Genomic DNA, 16160 nt, shown 5'->3' with positions numbered 1-16160 from the left:
GGGCCATGGTGCAGAAGGCCAAGATCCTCCTGGTCGATGACCGGCCGGAGAATCTGCTGGCGCTGGAGGCCATCCTCTCTGCGCTCGATCAGACCCTGGTACGGGCATCGTCCGGGGAGGAAGCGCTCAAAGCACTACTCACGGACGACTTCGCGGTCATTCTGCTGGACGTCCAGATGCCAGGCATGGACGGTTTCGAAACCGCCGCGCACATCAAGCGGCGAGAACGGACCCGGGACATCCCGATCATCTTCCTCACCGCCATCAACCACGGCCCGCATCACACGTTCCGCGGGTACGCGGCCGGTGCGGTGGACTACATCTCCAAGCCGTTCGATCCGTGGGTGCTGCGCGCGAAGGTCTCGGTGTTCGTAGAGCTGTACATGAAGAACTGCCAACTGCGGGAGCAGGCAGCGCTGCTGCGTCTCCAGCTGGAGGGCGGCGGCAAGTCCGCGGCGGGTGACGCGAAGGAGCCCGCGGGGCTGCTCGCCGAGCTTTCCGCGCGCCTGGCGGCCGTCGAGGAACAGGCCGAGGCGCTCTCGAAGCAGCTGGACGACGACTCGGCGGATGCCGCCGCGGTCGCCACCGCGGCCCATCTCGAACGCAAACTGACCGGCCTTCGGCGGGCTCTTGACGCCCTGGAGCCGGGCACCGGAAGCGGTGCGCCTTCGGTGTCCTCGCAGAGTTGACCGACGCGGAGGCGGTGAACATCCGTCAGTTCACCGCCCCCGCAAGGGCGACACAAACGGGTGAAGCAGTAGGCACACGTGTCCGCAGTGGCCTCCACCGGTAACCTCACACCCATGGCCTCACGTCCGTCCGCAGCCAAGAAGACGCCCGCGAAGAAGGCGGCCGCGCCCACAAAGGCTCCGGCGAAGAAGGCCGTCGCCAAGAAGCCGCCCGCCAAGAAGGCTCCGGCGAAGAAGGCGCCCGCCAGGAAAGCCGTGGCGAAGAAGCCCGTGCCCAAGCCGGCGCCCAGCCCCACGGGCGGCGTGTACCGCCTTGCGCGCGCCCTGTGGCTCGGTCTCGCGCACAGCGTCGGCGCGCTGTTCCGCGGCATAGGGCGCGGCGCCAAGGGACTCGACCCGGCCCATCGCAAGGACGGCGTCGCGCTGCTGCTGCTCGGCATCGCGCTGATCGTCGCCGCGGGCACCTGGTCGAATCTGCGCGGCCCCGTCGGGGATCTCGTCGAGATGCTGGTGACCGGCGCGTTCGGCCGCCTCGACCTGCTCCTTCCGATACTGCTCGCGGTCATCGGCGTACGCCTCATCCGGCACCCCGAGAAGCCCGAGGCGAACGGGCGCATCGTGATCGGCCTGTCCGCGCTCGTGATCGGCGTGCTCGGCCAGGTGCACATCGCCTGCGGCTCGCCCGCCCGCGCGGACGGCATGGCGGCCATAAGGGACGCCGGCGGGCTCATCGGCTGGGCCACGTCGACCCCGCTGATCTTCACCATGGGCGAGGTCCTCGCCGTACCGCTGCTCGTCCTGCTCACCGTCTTCGGGCTGCTCGTGGTCACGGCGACGCCGGTCAACGCCATTCCGCAGCGGCTGCGGCTGCTCGGCATCAAGCTCGGCATCGTCCAGCCGGCACCCGAAGAGGTGCAGGGTGACCACGAGGACGACGAGCGCTACGAGGAGCAGTGGCGCGAGGCGCTGCCCGCTCGCTCACGCAGGCGCGCCGAGGCCCCTGAGGCGTACTCACCGGACCAGGCGGAGGAAGAGGCGCTCACCCGGCGCCGCAGGCCCCGCAGGGCCGCACAGCCCTCTCTGGACCGCCCGATGGACGCGGTGGACGTGGCGGCCGCCGCGGCTGCCGCGCTGGACGGTGCCGTGCTGCACGGCATGCCGCCCTCGCCGCTGGTCGCCGACCTGACGCAGGGCGTCTCCGGGGAGCGCGACGAAAAGCCCGAACCGCTCGAGAAGCCCGCGGAGAGCTCCGCGCCGGTGCCGACCGCGCGCGCCACGGACAGTCCGCCGCCCGGCGTGCGGCGGAAGAAGCCCGGCGAGTCCGACGACTCCGGAGTGCCGGACCTGACCAAGTCCGCCCCGGAGAGGCAGCGGGACCTGCCGCCGCGGGCCGAGCAGCTGCAGCTGGCCGGCGACATCACGTACTCGCTGCCGGCGCTCGACCTGCTGGAGCGCGGTGGCCCCGGCAAGACCCGCAGCGCCGCGAACGACGCGGTCGTCGCCTCGCTCAGCAACGTCTTCAGCGAGTTCAAGGTCGACGCGGACGTCACCGGCTTCACGCGCGGCCCGACGGTCACGCGCTACGAGATCGAGCTCGGCCCGGCCGTGAAGGTCGAGAAGATCACGGCGCTGGCCAAGAACATCGCGTACGCCGTCGCCAGCCCCGACGTCCGCATCATCAGCCCCATCCCCGGCAAGTCCGCCGTCGGCATCGAGATCCCGAACAGCGACCGCGAGATGGTCAACGTCGGCGACGTGCTGCGGCTCGCGGACGCCGCCGAGGACGATCACCCGATGCTGGTGGCGCTCGGCAAGGACGTCGAGGGCGGCTTCGTCATGGCCAACATGGCGAAGATGCCGCACATCCTGGTCGCCGGAGCCACCGGCTCCGGAAAGTCGTCCTGCATCAACTGTCTGATCACCTCGATCATGATGCGGGCGACCCCCGAGGACGTACGGATGGTCCTCGTCGACCCCAAGCGCGTCGAGCTCACCGCGTACGAGGGCATCCCGCACCTGATCACGCCCATCATCACTAACCCCAAGCGGGCCGCCGAGGCCCTCCAGTGGGTCGTCCGCGAGATGGACCTGCGCTACGACGACCTGGCGGCGTTCGGCTACCGGCACATCGACGACTTCAATCAGGCCGTCCGCGAGGGCAAGCTCAAGACGCCCGAGGGCAGTGAGCGTGAGCTCACCCCCTACCCGTACCTCCTTGTGATCGTCGACGAGCTCGCCGACCTCATGATGGTCGCCCCGCGCGACGTCGAGGATTCGATCGTGCGCATCACGCAGCTCGCCCGGGCGGCGGGCATCCATCTGGTGCTCGCCACCCAGCGGCCGTCCGTGGACGTCGTGACCGGTCTGATCAAGGCGAACGTGCCCTCGCGGCTCGCCTTCGCCACCTCGTCGCTCGCCGACAGCCGCGTCATCCTCGACCAACCGGGTGCAGAGAAGCTGATCGGAAAGGGTGACGGGCTCTTCCTGCCGATGGGCGCCAACAAGCCCACCCGAATGCAGGGCGCTTTCGTCACCGAGGACGAGATCCACGCGGTCGTCCAGCACTGCAAGGACCAGATGGCGCCCGTCTTCCGGGAGGACGTCACCGTCTCGACCAAGCAGAAGAAGGAGATCGACGAGGACATCGGCGACGATCTCGATCTGCTCTGCCAGGCCGCTGAGCTGGTCGTTTCCACCCAGTTCGGCTCCACGTCGATGCTCCAGCGCAAGCTGCGCGTCGGCTTCGCGAAGGCCGGACGGCTCATGGACCTCATGGAGTCGCGCGGCATCGTGGGTCCCAGCGAAGGCTCAAAGGCTCGTGACGTTCTTGTGAAACCCGATGAGCTGGATGGCGTGCTGGCCGTGATCCGCGGGGAGGCTCACCCATAAGGGAGCGGCAGGCAACCGTTTCCCTTCGGCATACGTCAAGTTGAGCGGAGGGAAAGCACCATGCCCCACCATCAGGATGTCCCGCCATTCCGATGGCGTACAAAGTCCGTCGCCCAGTTGCCCCACCCTTCGGGAACCCCCCTAGACTGAACATCCGGCAGGTGGCTACACGCTCGAAAGGCGCCCCCGTGTCCATCGGCAACTCCCCTGAAGACGACCGCCCTTCAGACCACCGACCCACTGACGACCGGCCCGAGGCCGAGAGTCCGGCAGCCGAGAGTCCGGCTGACGACCGGCCCTCCATCGGGCGCACGCTGCAGCAGGCACGCATCGACGCGGGCCTGACCGTCGACGAGATCAGTACGTCCACTCGGGTGCGCATTCCGATCGTGCACGCGATCGAACAGGACGACTTCTCCCGATGTGGCGGAGATGTGTACGCCCGCGGGCACATCCGTACCCTCGCGCGTGCCGTGGGGGTCGACCCCGCCCTTCTGCTGGCTCAGTACGACGAGGCGCACGGCGGTCGCCCGCCCGCGCCCACCCCCGCGGCACCGCTCTTCGAGGCCGAGCGGATCAGGTCCGATCCGCGCCGCCCCAACTGGACCGCGGCCATGGTCGCCGCGATCGTCGCCGTCATCGGCTTCGTCGGCTTCACCGCGTTCAGCGGCGGCGGCGAGGAGGACGGATCGAAGTCGCAGGTCGCCGAGGGCGCCACGCCGGCCACCAGCAAGCCCGCCAGCAAGCCCGCGCCGAACAAGCCCGCCGACCCCAAGCCCGACCCGTCGGACAGCGCGATCGCCGGCGCACCCCAGGACAAGGTCACGGTCAAGGTCAACGCCGCGGACGGCCGCAGCTGGATCTCGGCCAAGGACCACAACGGCCGCACGCTCTTCGACGGCGTCCTGGAGCAGGGCAAGTCGAAGACCTTCCAGGACAAGCAGAAGATCGACCTGGTCCTCGGTGACGCGGGCGCGATCCACCTGTTCGTGAACGGCAAGACGGTCGACAACGAATTCGAGCCCGGCCAGGTCGAGCGGCTCACGTACACCAAGGGCGACCCCGAGGTCGGCTGACCCTTGTGACGGCGGGTGACGGCGGCCCGGACCCTCGCGGCGGGGGCCCGGGCAGGGACGAAGTAGTCTTGAGAGCATGCCCGAACGCCGTACCGTCGCCCTTGTCACTCTTGGCTGCGCCCGTAATGAGGTGGACTCGGAGGAGCTCGCAGGCCGCTTGGAGGCGGACGGCTGGCAGCTCGTCGAGGCCGCCGAAGACGCGGATGTAGCCGTCGTCAACACCTGTGGATTCGTCGAAGCCGCCAAGAAGGACTCCGTCGACGCCCTTCTGGAAGCCAATGACCTCAAGGGCCATGGCAAGACCCAGGCCGTCGTCGCGGTCGGCTGCATGGCCGAGCGGTACGGCAAGGAGCTCGCCGACGCCCTCCCCGAAGCCGATGGAGTCCTCGGCTTCGACGACTACTCCGACATCTCCACCCGCCTGAACACCATCCTCAGCGGCGGCAGTGTCGAGGCTCACACCCCGCGCGACCGGCGCAAGCTCCTCCCGATCAGCCCCGCGGAGCGGCAGGAGGCGGGCTCTGACGTCGCGCTGCCCGGTCACGCGCCCGTGGACCTGCCCGACGGCCTCGCGCCCGCCTCGGGGCCGCGTGCCCCGCTGCGGCGCCGCCTGGGCACCAACCCCGTCGCCTCGGTGAAGCTGGCCTCCGGCTGCGACCGGCGTTGCTCCTTCTGCGCCATCCCCTCCTTCCGCGGGTCCTTCATCTCGCGGCGCCCGTCGGACGTGCTCGGCGAGACGCGCTGGCTGGCCGAGCAGGGCGTCAAGGAGGTCATGCTCGTCTCCGAGAACAACACCTCGTACGGCAAGGACCTCGGTGACATCCGTCTCCTGGAGACGCTGCTGCCCGAGCTGGCCGCCGTCGACGGGATCGAGCGGGTGCGCGTCAGCTACCTCCAGCCCGCCGAGATGCGCCCCGGGCTCATCGACGTACTGACCTCCACGGAGAAGGTCGCCCCCTACTTCGACCTGTCGTTCCAGCACTCCGCCCCCGGTGTGCTGCGGGCGATGCGGCGCTTCGGGGACACCGACCGCTTCCTGGAGCTCCTCGACACCATCCGTACGAAGGCGCCGCAGGCCGGCGTGCGGTCCAACTTCATCGTGGGCTTCCCCGGCGAGACCGAGGCCGACGTGGACGAGCTCGAGCGGTTCCTCACGGGTGCGCGACTGGACGCCATCGGCGTCTTCGGGTACTCCGACGAGGAGGGCACCGAAGCGGCGACGTACGAGCACAAGCTGGACCAGGACGTCGTCGACGAGCGGCTCGCGCGCATCTCGCGGCTCGCCGAGGAGCTGACCTCACAGCGCGCCGACGACCGTCTCGGTGAGACCGTCGAGGTGCTCGTGGAGTCCGTGGACGAGGAGGACGGCGCGATCGGCCGGGCGGCTCACCAGGCGCCCGAGACGGACGGCCAGATCCGCTTCGCGGGGGCCACCGGTGGGGATGACCTGCAGGTCGGTCGTATGGTCGTGGCAAAGGTGGTAGGCACGGAAGGCGTGGACCTGGTGGCTGAGTACAGCGAAATTCTGGGGGTCACGCCCCGGATCCCGGCCGAGGAGGCACGCAGATGACCGGAGTCCCGGCATCCGCGGCGGGCGGCTCCGGCGCGCAGGGCGCCAAGCCGGTGCGCGGCGGAAAGTTGGGCGCTGCGGCCGTCAATCAGGCCAGCGTGTGGAACGTCGCCAACTTGTTGACGGTGATCCGGCTGCTGCTCGTGCCCGGCTTCGTGATGCTCCTGCTCGCCGACGGCGGGTACGACCCGGCCTGGCGCGCGTGGGCCTGGGCGGCGTTCGCCGTCGCCATGATCACGGACCTGTTCGACGGGCACCTCGCACGTACGTACAACCTGGTCACGGACTTCGGGAAGATCGCCGACCCCATCGCCGACAAGGCGATCATGGGCGCCGCGCTGATCTGTCTCTCGTACCTCGGCGATCTGCCGTGGTGGGTGACGGGCGTCATTCTCGGGCGCGAGCTCGGGATCACGCTGCTGCGCTTCTGGGTGATCCGCTTCGGTGTCATTCCGGCCAGCCGCGGCGGCAAGATGAAGACCCTCTGGCAGGGCACGGCCGCCGGGATGTACGTCCTCGCGCTGACCGGGCCGCTCGCCACGCTGCGGTTCTGGGTGATGGCGGTCGCCGTCGTCCTGACCGTCCTGACCGGCCTCGACTACGTGCGCCAGGCGATCCTGCTGCGGCGTACGGGCCTTGCGGAGGCACAGGCGGCGTCGCTGGCCTCCGCCGCCGCCGCGGAGGCTGCGGCGGCGGCCGCCGAGGCTTCGGCCTCCGCTTCCGGCGAAGGGACCCGGGAGTCGGCCCCGTGATGTCTCTGGGTCCGGCCGCGCAGGTGCTGCGGCTGCTTCAGGCGCGTGGCGAGACGCTCGCCGTCGCCGAATCGCTCACCGGGGGCCTGGTGGCCGCCGAGGTGACGGCGGTGCCCGGGGCCTCGCACGTCTTCCGGGGGTCCGTGACGGCGTACGCGACCGAGCTGAAGCGCGAGGTGCTCGGGGTCGACGGCACTCTGCTGGCCGAGCGCGGTGCCGTGGACGCCGAGGTGGCGCTGCAGATGGCGGCGGGTGTGCGCAAGGTCATGGGCGCCGACTGGGGGATCGCGACCACGGGCGTCGCGGGGCCGGAGCCGCAGGACGGGCAGGCGGTCGGGACGGTCTTCGTGGCGGTCGTGGGGCCTGAGGCCGCGGTCGGCGGCGTGGATTCCGCTCTTCGCTCTGAGGGGAAAGTCGCCGCTCTGCGGTTGAACGGTGAGCGTTCGGACATCCGTATGGAGAGTGTACGGAGCGTGCTCACGCTGCTGGTCGAGCGGCTGTCCGGCGAACGTGCCGGGAACGGGCGGGCACAGGATACGGAACAGAACGGGGGGACTTGATGTTTGCAGCCCTGAGTGAACACGACATCGCTCCCCGCACGGCCGCCGCGCAAGGCGGTACGGTGGGGCGTGAAGGATGCGGCTACGCGGTCCGAGGAGGGAGCCACCGATGATTCTGCTCCGTCGCCTGCTGGGTGACGTGCTGCGTCGGCAGCGCCAGCGCCAGGGCCGTACTCTGCGCGAAGTCTCCTCGTCCGCCCGAGTCTCGCTCGGCTATCTTTCCGAGGTGGAGCGGGGGCAGAAGGAGGCATCCTCCGAGCTGCTTTCCGCGATCTGCGACGCGCTTGACGTACGGATGTCCGAGCTCATGCGCGAGGTGAGCGATGAGCTCTCCCTCGCCGAACTGGCTGCGTCGGCAGCGGCTACGGAACCGGTGCGCGCACCGGTTCGCCCGATGCTCAATTCCGTCTCGGTGAGCGGTGTGCCGCCGGAACGGGTGACGATCAAGGCGCCTGCGGAGGCGGTGGACGTCGTCGCCGCGTGATGCTGCGTTGACTGCGCACGCTGTTTGAGCGCTCATATGTGTACGAAGCCCTGGCTGGGTTACCGGCTGGGGCTTTTGTGCGTTTCGGGGCTGGGGCTGGGGCTGGGGCTGGGGTGGGTGACGTTGTGCGCACTCTGCGCAATGTCCCTATTGGTGCATTTGTGCCATGGTTGGTGGGGGTTTTCGCTTACGCGTTCCCATGATCCTTGGAGGCTGGATGTACGTCGTGAAGAGCCCTCTGTCCGAAGCGGACCTGAAGACGGTCTCGGAGGCGCTGCAAGGGGCGCTCGTGGACCTGGTCGATCTCTCCCTGGTGGCCAAGCAGATCCACTGGAACGTGGTGGGCCCGCGCTTCCGGTCCGTCCATCTGCAGCTCGACGAGGTCGTGGACACGGCGCGCACGCACTCCGACACGGTGGCGGAGCGGGCGTCCACGCTCGGAGTCTCGCCCGACGGTCGCGCGTCGACCGTGGCGCAGAGCAGCGGCATCGGCGATGTCGCCGCCGGCTGGGTCAAGGACGCGGACGCGGTGGGAACGCTGGTGGACGCGCTCGGTGCGGTGATCACGCGGATGCGGGAGCGGGTCGAGGCGACCGGCGAGGCGGATCCGGTGAGCCAGGACATCTTCATCGGCATCACGGCCGACCTGGAGAAGCATCACTGGATGTTCCAGGCCGAGAACGGTTGATCGTTGATCGGGGAGGGGGCCGGGGCCTGGGGGTGGGGTGCGGTGATCGTGCCTCGTGTGCCCTGTGGTGCGCCCTCCCGTCCTGTGGGGCCGGGCATTTAGCGTCGGACGCCAGGTTCGGCTCAGGATTCGAGCGTCGGGCCTCGTGCGGAGGTGGTGGCCGTGGCATGGAGAGTCGTGCGGTGGGCGCCGGCTCTGGCGCTCGGTGCGCTCTGGTGGTGGGGCGTGCTGCGGCTGGCCCTGGTCCCTGAGGCGGGTGTCCTGGAGGGGGCCGTCGCCGCCGGGGGGTGGGGGCTGAGTCTGCTGCCGGTGCACTGTGTGCCGCAGTCCCGGGCTGTGGGGGCGTCGCGCGCTGCCGCACGGGCTGCTCGGGCTGCTGCGGCTGCTGAGGAGGCTGAGGCTGCTCGGAACGCCTCGCAGGCGGTCCCGTCCGGGGGGCGTGGCCGGGGCGTGGATGGCGCCGGGGATGGCGCCGGGGGTGGTGGTGTCGGGGGTGGTGGTGTGGCGGGGTGGTTCGGGAAGCGTGCGGGTGGGGGTGGTGCGCGGTCTGCCGAGGGTATTGGCCGGTCCGCTTCGGGTGTTGCCCGGTCTGCCGGTGAGGCTGTTACCAGGGCATGGCGACGCCGCCGTTCGGGCGGAGGATCTGACCCGTCGTGAAGGCGGACGCGTCGGACGCCAGGTGCAGGACGGCGTGCGCGATGTCCTCCGGCTCGCCCACGCGGCCCAACGGGGACATGCGGATCATGAGCCCCTCGGTGTGGGCCTGGGCGTCGGCGTCGTGGCGGTCGGTCATGGGGGTGCGGATCCAGCCGGGGGCCACCGCGTTGACGCGGATCCCGTGCTTGCCCACTTCGGTGGCGAGAGTCTTCGTGAGCTGGACGACGGCGGCCTTCGCCGCGCCGTAACAGAGGAGGCCGGGGCCGCCGGTGTCGACGGCGCCCGAGGCCATGGTGATGATGCTGCCGGGGTGGTTCGCCGCGATCATCGTCCGGGCCGCGGCCTGGCAGGCGTACAGGACGCCCTTGAAGTTGATGCTCAGAACGCGGTCGAGGTCCTCGTCGCGTGTCTCCAGGACTGGGCTGTTGTGCATGATCCCGGCGATGGCGGCCATCACGTCCAGGTGGCCGGTGGACGTCGCGGCGGCCGCTACGGCCTGGTCGACCTGGGCCCTGTCCGAGACGTCTACGGAGTAGGTGTGCGCGGTGCCGCCGGCGGCCTTGATGAGCGTGGCCGTTTCGTGGAGTCCCTGGGTGTCGCGGTCGGCGCAGTGGACGGTGGCGCCCGCTTCCGCGAGCAGTACGGCCGACGCGCGGCCGATGCCGCTTGCCGCGCCGGTGACGAATGCGGTGCGTCCGCTGAGGTCGTACGCCGTGAGGGGCATGACGGGACGGTACGGCGGGATCTGACGGGGCGTCAACTGGTGGGTGAGGGTGGGTTGGTGGCGCCGGGCCGGGGGTGGAGGTGGGGCTCAGGGCGTCGGGCCCTGTTGGCAGGACGGGCACCAGTACGTGGGGCGGCTGCGGGAGCCGTCGCCCTGCTCTCCCAGGCGGATGGGGGTGCCGCAGCGCAGGCAGGGGCGGGGTGCGCGGCCGTAGACGTAAAGGCGCTGGCCCGCGCGGTCGTGGCCGGTGGTGGTGCGCGACGGGCGGTTGCGATTGGCTTCCAGGAGCTTCTTGGCGAGGGCGGGGACGCGGGAGGCCGTCTCGGCGGGGAGCTCGCCCACGGGCAGCCAGGGCGTGACGCCCAGGAGGAAGCCCATCTCGCTCTTGTAGACGTTGCCGATGCCGGCGAGATTGCGCTGGTCGAGCAAGGCTTCGCCGAGGGCGCGTTCGGGTGTCGCGAGGAGGTTGGCGAGGGCCTTCTCCGGGTCCCAGTCGGGGCCAAGGAGGTCGGGACCGAGATGGCCCACGGCCTTGTCCTCGTCGGCGGTGCGGAGGAGTTCGAGCACGGGGAGGCGGTATCCGACGGCCGTGCGCTCGGCGTTGCCCAGGATCGCTCTGATCTGGTGGTTGGGTCCGCCCCGCCAGCGCTCACCGGGGGCGTACACCTTCCAGGAACCGTCCATGCGGAGGTGCGAGTGCAGGGTGAGCCCACCCTCGAAGCGGGTGAGGAGGTGCTTGCCGCGCGGCGTGACGTCCAGGACGGTGCGCCCCGTGAGGTCGACGGTCGCGAGCTTCGGGACGCGGAGGTCGGAGCGCGTGACGGTGTGCCCGGCGAGGGCGGTGTGCAGTCGCCGGGCTGCCTGGTGGACGGTGTCGCCTTCGGGCATGAGATCCAGGGTTGCATGTCGGGGGCGGGGTGGGGGTGCGGTGAGGGCCAGGCGGGGGGCGTGCGGGGTGAGGGGTTGAGGCGGAGGGGGCTTGGGCGTGCGGCGTGAGAGAGCGAGGCGGAGGGCTGGGGCGTGGTGGTGCGGTTGGCCTGGTGACGTGGTGTGGCGTGACGCGATGTGGTGTTACGCGACGTGGCGTGGCCTGAGTGGGCGGGAGGTGGCGGGTGGGTGGCTGTGTTGTGGGGTGGCGTTTCGGGTGACAGTGGGGGCTGAGTGCCGCGGTGGGGGCAGTGGCCGCCGTGAGTGGCTGGGTGGCTCGGTGAGGGCTGCGCCCGCCGCGGGTGGGCGGCGTTACGGTGGCGTTGAACCCGCGGCAGGTGGCCGTTGCTGCGGTGGGGGTGCGCCCTCGATGAACGGCCGTGGAGTTGACGCAGTGCCCTACGCGCGCAGTCGAAGGCCCCGTGGGGTGGCGTGGAAGCCTGCTCCCTCCAGGAGGGGGGCGAAGGGGGAGGTCAGGGAGGAGCCGCCGTTGATGCGCTCGACCGTGACGGTGCCGAGTGAGCCCGCGCGGGCCGCGGTGGCCAGTGCTTCGGCTGCCGCGTGCAGCCGGGCGTCCTCGGTGGCCGGGGCGTCGTCCTCCGTGGTCGCGGGCCAAGCCAGCAGGGTCTTGCCGCCGCGTTCCATGTAGAGGGTCAGTTCGCCGTCGACGAGCACGACCAGGGAGCCTGCCTTCCGGCCCGGTTTATGCCCTGCGTCGGTGGGTGGATCGGGCCAGGGGAGTGCGGCTCCGTAGGCGTTGGCCGGGTCGGCGGCCGCCAGGACGAGGGCCTGGGTACCCGAGGGGCGAGGGGAGTAGTTCATGGCGCCCGGGGAACTGTCCGTGCGCTCGAGGGCGTTCGCCGCCGCGCGCAGCCGGTCCACCGCGCCGTCCATGGCGAACTGGGCGGCGCCGAGCCCCTCGACCACATAGCCGCGCCGTGCCTGGCCGCTGTCCTCGAAGGCGGACAGGACGCGGTATGTCGCCGAGAAGCCGCCCTCGACACCCTCGGCCGCGACCGCCCCACGGGTGACCACGCCGTGCCGGTCCAGGAGGGTGCGGGCCAGGGCGTGAGCCCGCAGGGTGGGGTCGGGTTCGTGGGCGGGGAGCAGGGACCAGCGGCCCGCCACGGTCGGCGGGCCCGTACGCGACGACGTGGGGCGGGCGGCGCCTGTCAGCGAGCCGTAGCGTCCGCGCGGCATGGTGCGCTTGGCGCGGTGTGCCGTGGAGCCCGCGGTGCGGCCCGAGCCGAGGAGCGAGCGCATCGGGGTGAGTGTGTCGTTCGTGAGCCGTCCGGACCAGGCCAGATCCCAGATCACGTCGGCCAGTTGCAGCTCGGAGGCCTCGGGGTGGGTCGTGGCCCGGATCTGGTCGGCGATCTGCCGGAAGAAGAGGCCGTACCCCCCGGAGAGTGTGTCGAGCACCGACTGGTGCAGTGCGGTGAGCTCCAGCGGGTGGGCCGGCGGCAGGAGCAGAGGCGCGGTGTCGGCCAGGTAGAGGGAGACCCAGCCGTCCTTGCCGGGAAGGGATCCGGCCCCGGCCCACACGACCTCTCCGGCGGCGGTGAGTTCGTCGAGCATCGCCGGTGCGTACCCGGAGACGCGGGAGGGCAGGACGAGCTTCTCGAGCGCCGACGCGGGCACGGTCGCGCCCTGCAACTGCTCGATGGCGCGCACCAGTCCGTCCACGCCCCGCAGTCCGTGACCGCTCAGGTGCTGCCACTGGGGCAGGAACTGGGCGAGCGCGGTGGGCGGCACCGGCTCCAGCTCGTGCCGCAGGGCCGCGAGAGAGCGGCGGCGCAGGCGGCGCAGGACGGCCGCGTCGCACCACTCCTGGCCGATGCCGGCCGGGTGGAACTCTCCTTGTACGACACGTTGGTTGGCGGCAAGGCGCTGCAGCGCGCCCTCGGTCACGGCGACGCCGAGGCCGAAGCGGGACGCCGCCGTCGCCGAGGTGAACGGGCCGTGCGTGCGTGCGTACCGCGCGACGAGGTCGCCGAGGGGGTCCTTGACGGGTTCGGTGAACGCCTCCGGGACGCCGACCGGCAGCGCGGTGCCCAAGGCGTCGCGCAGCCGGCCCGCGTCCTCGATCGCCGCCCAGTGGTCGGCCCCGGCGATGCGGACGCTGATCGCCCGGCGGGCGGAGGCCAGCTCCTGCGCCCACTCCGGCTCGGCGCCGCGCTCGGCGAGCTCGGCGGTGGTGAGCGGCCCGAGGAGGCGCAGCAGGTCGGCGACGCCTTCGGCGTCCTTGACGCGGCGGTCCTCCGTGCGCCACTGGAGCTCCTGCTCCAGCTCCGCGAGGACGTCCGCGTCGAGCAGCTCGCGCAGCTCGGCCTGGCCCAGGAGCTCCGAGAGGAGCCGGGAGTCCAAGGAGAGGGCCGCCGCTCGCCGCTCGGCGAGCGGCGAGTCACCCTCGTACAGGAACTGCGCCACGTAGCCGAACAGGAGCGAGCGGGCGAATGGGGACGGTTCGGGGGTGGTGACCTCGACGAGCCGGACCTTGCGGGACTCGATGTCGCCCATCAGTTCCGTGAGACCGGGGACGTCGAAGACGTCCTGGAGGCACTCCCTGACCGCTTCCAGGACGATGGGGAACGAGCCGAACTCGCTGGCCACCTGGAGCAGTTGTGCCGCACGCTGGCGCTGCTGCCACAGAGGCGTGCGCTTTCCGGGGCTACGGCGCGGCAGCAGCAGCGCGCGGGCGGCGCACTCGCGGAAGCGCGAGGCGAACAGGGCCGAGCCGCCCACCTGGTCGGTGACGATCTGATTGACCTCGCCCTTGTCGAAGGCGACGTCCCCGGCCCCTACGGGGGGCTGCTCGCTGTCATACCCCAGGGGCTGGTCGGTTGGCTCCTGGTCGAGTAGGTCCAGGCTCATCAGGTCGGCGTCCGGGAGGCGCAGCACGATGCCGTCGTCGGCGTGCATGACCTGGGCGTCCATGCCGTACCGCTCGGTCAGCCGGGAGGCGAGGGCCAGGGCCCAGGGCGCGTGCACCTGAGCGCCGAACGGGGAGTGCACCACCACGCGCCAGTCGCCCAGCTCGTCGCGGAACCGCTCGACCACGATCGTGCGGTCGTCCGGGATGTGGCCGCAGGCCTCGCGCTGCTCGGTGAGGTACGTCAGGACGTTGTCGGCCGCCCAGTCGTCGAGGCCCGCGGCCTGCAGGCGCACGCGCGCGTCGTCGCGTGGCAGGGAGCCGACCTCCCGGAGGAAGGCGCCCAGCGCGCGGCCCAGTTCGAGCGGGCGGCCCAGTTGGTCGCCCTTCCAGAACGGGAGACGGCCCGGGACGCCGGGAGCGGGGGAGACGAGTACGCGGTCGCGGGTGATGTCCTCGATGCGCCAGGAGCTCGTGCCGAGCGTGAAGACGTCGCCCACCCGGGACTCGTAGACCATCTCCTCGTCGAGCTCTCCTACGCGGCCTCCGCCCTTCTTGGGGTCGGCGCCGGCCAGGAAGACCCCGAAGAGGCCGCGGTCGGGGATCGTGCCCCCGGAGGTGACCGCGAGGCGCTGCGCCCCGGGGCGGCCGGTGACGGTGCCGGCGACGCGGTCCCAGACCACGCGGGGACGCAACTCCGCGAAGGCGTCCGACGGATAGCGGCCCGCGAGCATGTCCAGGACGGCCGTGAACGCCGACTCCGGAAGTGAGGCGAAGGAGGCGGCCCGGCGAACCAGGGCAAGCAGGTCGTCGACCTGCCAGGTGTCGAGGGAGACCGTCGCGACGAGCTGCTGGGCGAGCACGTCCAGCGGGTTGGCCGGGATGCGCAGCGACTCGATGGAGCCGGTCCTCATCCGCTCGGTGACCACGGCGGCCTGCACCAGGTCCCCTCGGTACTTGGGGAAGACGACGCCGGTGGAGACCGCTCCCACCTGGTGTCCCGCCCGGCCGACGCGCTGCAGGCCGGAGGCCACGGAGGGCGGTGACTCGACCTGGATCACCAGGTCGACCGCTCCCATGTCGATGCCGAGCTCCAGGCTGGAGGTGGCGACGACGGCCGGCAGACGGCCGGCCTTGAGGTCCTCCTCGACGAGCGCGCGCTGCTCCTTGGAGACCGAGCCGTGGTGGGCGCGGGCGAGGAGCGGCGGTGCGCCCTTGGCCGCCCCCGACTCGGCCATCAGCTCCGCGGGGGAGTGGTCTTCGGGGAGGGGCTCTCCCGTCGCGCGTTCGTACGCGATCTCGTTCAGCCTGTTGCACAGGCGCTCAGCGAGGCGGCGGGAGTTGGCGAAGACGATGGTGGAGCGGTGCGCCTGGACGAGGTCGGTGATGCGCTCCTCGACATGCGGCCAGATGGAGGGACGCTCCGCACCCTTGTCGGAGTCGGCGACCGGGGAACCGCCCAGCTCCGCGAGGTCCTCGACCGGCACGACCACGGAAAGGTCGAACTCCTTGCCGGACGGCGGCTGGACGATCTCCACCCTGCGCTGCGGCGACAGATAGCGCGCCACCTCGTCCACCGGACGGACGGTCGCCGACAGGCCGATGCGCCGGGCGGGCCGGGGCAGCAACTCGTCGAGCCGCTCCAGGGAGAGGGCGAGATGGGCGCCGCGCTTGGTGCCCGCGACGGCGTGCACCTCGTCCAGGATCACCGTCTCGATGCCCGCCAGCGCGTCGCGCGCGGCGGAGGTGAGCATCAGGAAGAGCGACTCGGGGGTGGTGATCAGGATGTCCGGCGGGCGCGTGGCCAGCGAGCGGCGCTCGGCGGGCGGGGTGTCGCCCGAGCGGATGCCGACCCGGACCTCGGGCTCGGGGAGCCCGAGGCGCACGGACTCCTGGCGGATGCCGGTCAGGGGGCTGCGCAGGTTGCGCTCCACGTCGACCGCGAGCGCCTTCAGCGGAGACACGTACAACACGCGGCAGCGCTTCTTGGGGTCGGCGGGCGGCGGCGTCGAGGCCAATTGGTCCAGGGCGGCGAGGAACGCGGCCAGGGTCTTGCCCGAGCCGGTGGGCGCGACGACCAGCACGTCCGAACCCTCGCCGATGGCTTTCCACGCCCCGGCCTGCGCGGACGTGGGCGCGGAGAAGGCCCCCGTGAACCAACTGCGGGTCGCGGGGGAGAACCCATCGAGGGCGCCGGGGGCACTGGATGCGGACCTGACCATGACCCCATCGTGCACCCCGCCACTGACAACGGCGCCGACCTGCGGAAAAG

General features: G+C 71.2%; 11 protein-coding genes and 1 pseudogene. 9 read left to right on the top strand and 3 right to left on the bottom strand.

What is annotated here, in order from left to right; all coding sequences use genetic code 11:
- The first annotated feature begins 5 nt into the window (after positions 1–5).
- The 9 genes and pseudogenes from AB0I66_RS24340 to AB0I66_RS24300 all read left to right on the top strand — a co-directional run.
- Positions 6–689 (top strand): response regulator, encoded by a 684-nt coding sequence (locus tag AB0I66_RS24340; protein ID WP_160507566.1) that lies wholly within the window; start codon positions 6–8, stop codon positions 687–689.
- 114 nt (positions 690–803) lie between these two features.
- Positions 804–3578 (top strand): DNA translocase FtsK, encoded by a 2775-nt coding sequence (locus tag AB0I66_RS24335; protein WP_363210026.1) that lies wholly within the window; start codon positions 804–806, stop codon positions 3576–3578.
- Between the two features lie 188 nt (positions 3579–3766).
- Positions 3767–4654 (top strand): helix-turn-helix domain-containing protein, encoded by an 888-nt coding sequence (locus AB0I66_RS24330; RefSeq protein WP_363210025.1) that lies wholly within the window; start codon positions 3767–3769, stop codon positions 4652–4654.
- A gap of 76 nt (positions 4655–4730) precedes the next feature.
- Positions 4731–6224 (top strand): 30S ribosomal protein S12 methylthiotransferase RimO, encoded by a 1494-nt coding sequence (gene rimO, locus AB0I66_RS24325; RefSeq protein ID WP_363210024.1) that lies wholly within the window; start codon positions 4731–4733, stop codon positions 6222–6224.
- Complete coding sequence (pgsA, locus tag AB0I66_RS24320) at positions 6221–6976, top strand: CDP-diacylglycerol--glycerol-3-phosphate 3-phosphatidyltransferase (protein ID WP_363210023.1); 756 nt, start codon at positions 6221–6223, stop codon at positions 6974–6976. Before rimO ends, pgsA begins: the two co-directional genes overlap by 4 nt.
- Complete coding sequence (locus AB0I66_RS24315) at positions 6976–7536, top strand: CinA family protein (protein ID WP_363210022.1); 561 nt, start codon at positions 6976–6978, stop codon at positions 7534–7536. Before pgsA ends, AB0I66_RS24315 begins: the two co-directional genes overlap by 1 nt.
- Positions 7537–7645: 109 nt before the next feature.
- Complete coding sequence (locus AB0I66_RS24310) at positions 7646–8020, top strand: helix-turn-helix transcriptional regulator (protein ID WP_160507571.1); 375 nt, start codon at positions 7646–7648, stop codon at positions 8018–8020.
- A 217-nt stretch (positions 8021–8237) separates the two neighbouring features.
- A complete protein-coding gene (locus AB0I66_RS24305; RefSeq protein ID WP_363210021.1) occupies positions 8238–8708 on the top strand; it encodes a DNA starvation/stationary phase protection protein in 471 nt (156 codons plus the stop codon).
- A gap of 162 nt (positions 8709–8870) precedes the next feature.
- Positions 8871–9053, top strand: a pseudogene (locus AB0I66_RS24300) (hypothetical protein); the annotation flags it as partial.
- A 259-nt stretch (positions 9054–9312) separates the two neighbouring features.
- Here AB0I66_RS24300 and AB0I66_RS24295 read toward each other — a convergent pair.
- The 3 genes from AB0I66_RS24295 to AB0I66_RS24285 form a co-directional block, all read right to left on the bottom strand.
- Positions 9313–10089: an SDR family NAD(P)-dependent oxidoreductase gene (locus tag AB0I66_RS24295; RefSeq protein ID WP_363210020.1), complete on the bottom strand. Its 777-nt coding sequence runs from the start codon at positions 10087–10089 to the stop codon at positions 9313–9315.
- Between the two features lie 87 nt (positions 10090–10176).
- On the bottom strand, positions 10177–10977 hold the full coding sequence (locus AB0I66_RS24290) for a DNA-formamidopyrimidine glycosylase family protein (RefSeq protein ID WP_363210019.1): 801 nt from the start codon (positions 10975–10977) through the stop codon (positions 10177–10179).
- Positions 10978–11415: 438 nt separating this feature from the next.
- Positions 11416–16110 carry an ATP-dependent helicase gene (locus tag AB0I66_RS24285; protein WP_363210018.1) on the bottom strand — a complete coding sequence of 1565 codons (4695 nt, stop codon included), beginning with the start codon at positions 16108–16110 and terminating at the stop codon, positions 11416–11418.
- Between the last annotated feature and the right edge of the window lie 50 nt (positions 16111–16160).

It is taken from the genome of Streptomyces sp. NPDC050439, assembly GCF_040655335.1.
GTDB lineage: Bacteria > Actinomycetota > Actinomycetes > Streptomycetales > Streptomycetaceae > Streptomyces.
The sequence above is the reverse complement of the archived record's forward strand: the minus strand, read 5'-3'. Positions and strand labels throughout refer to the sequence as shown.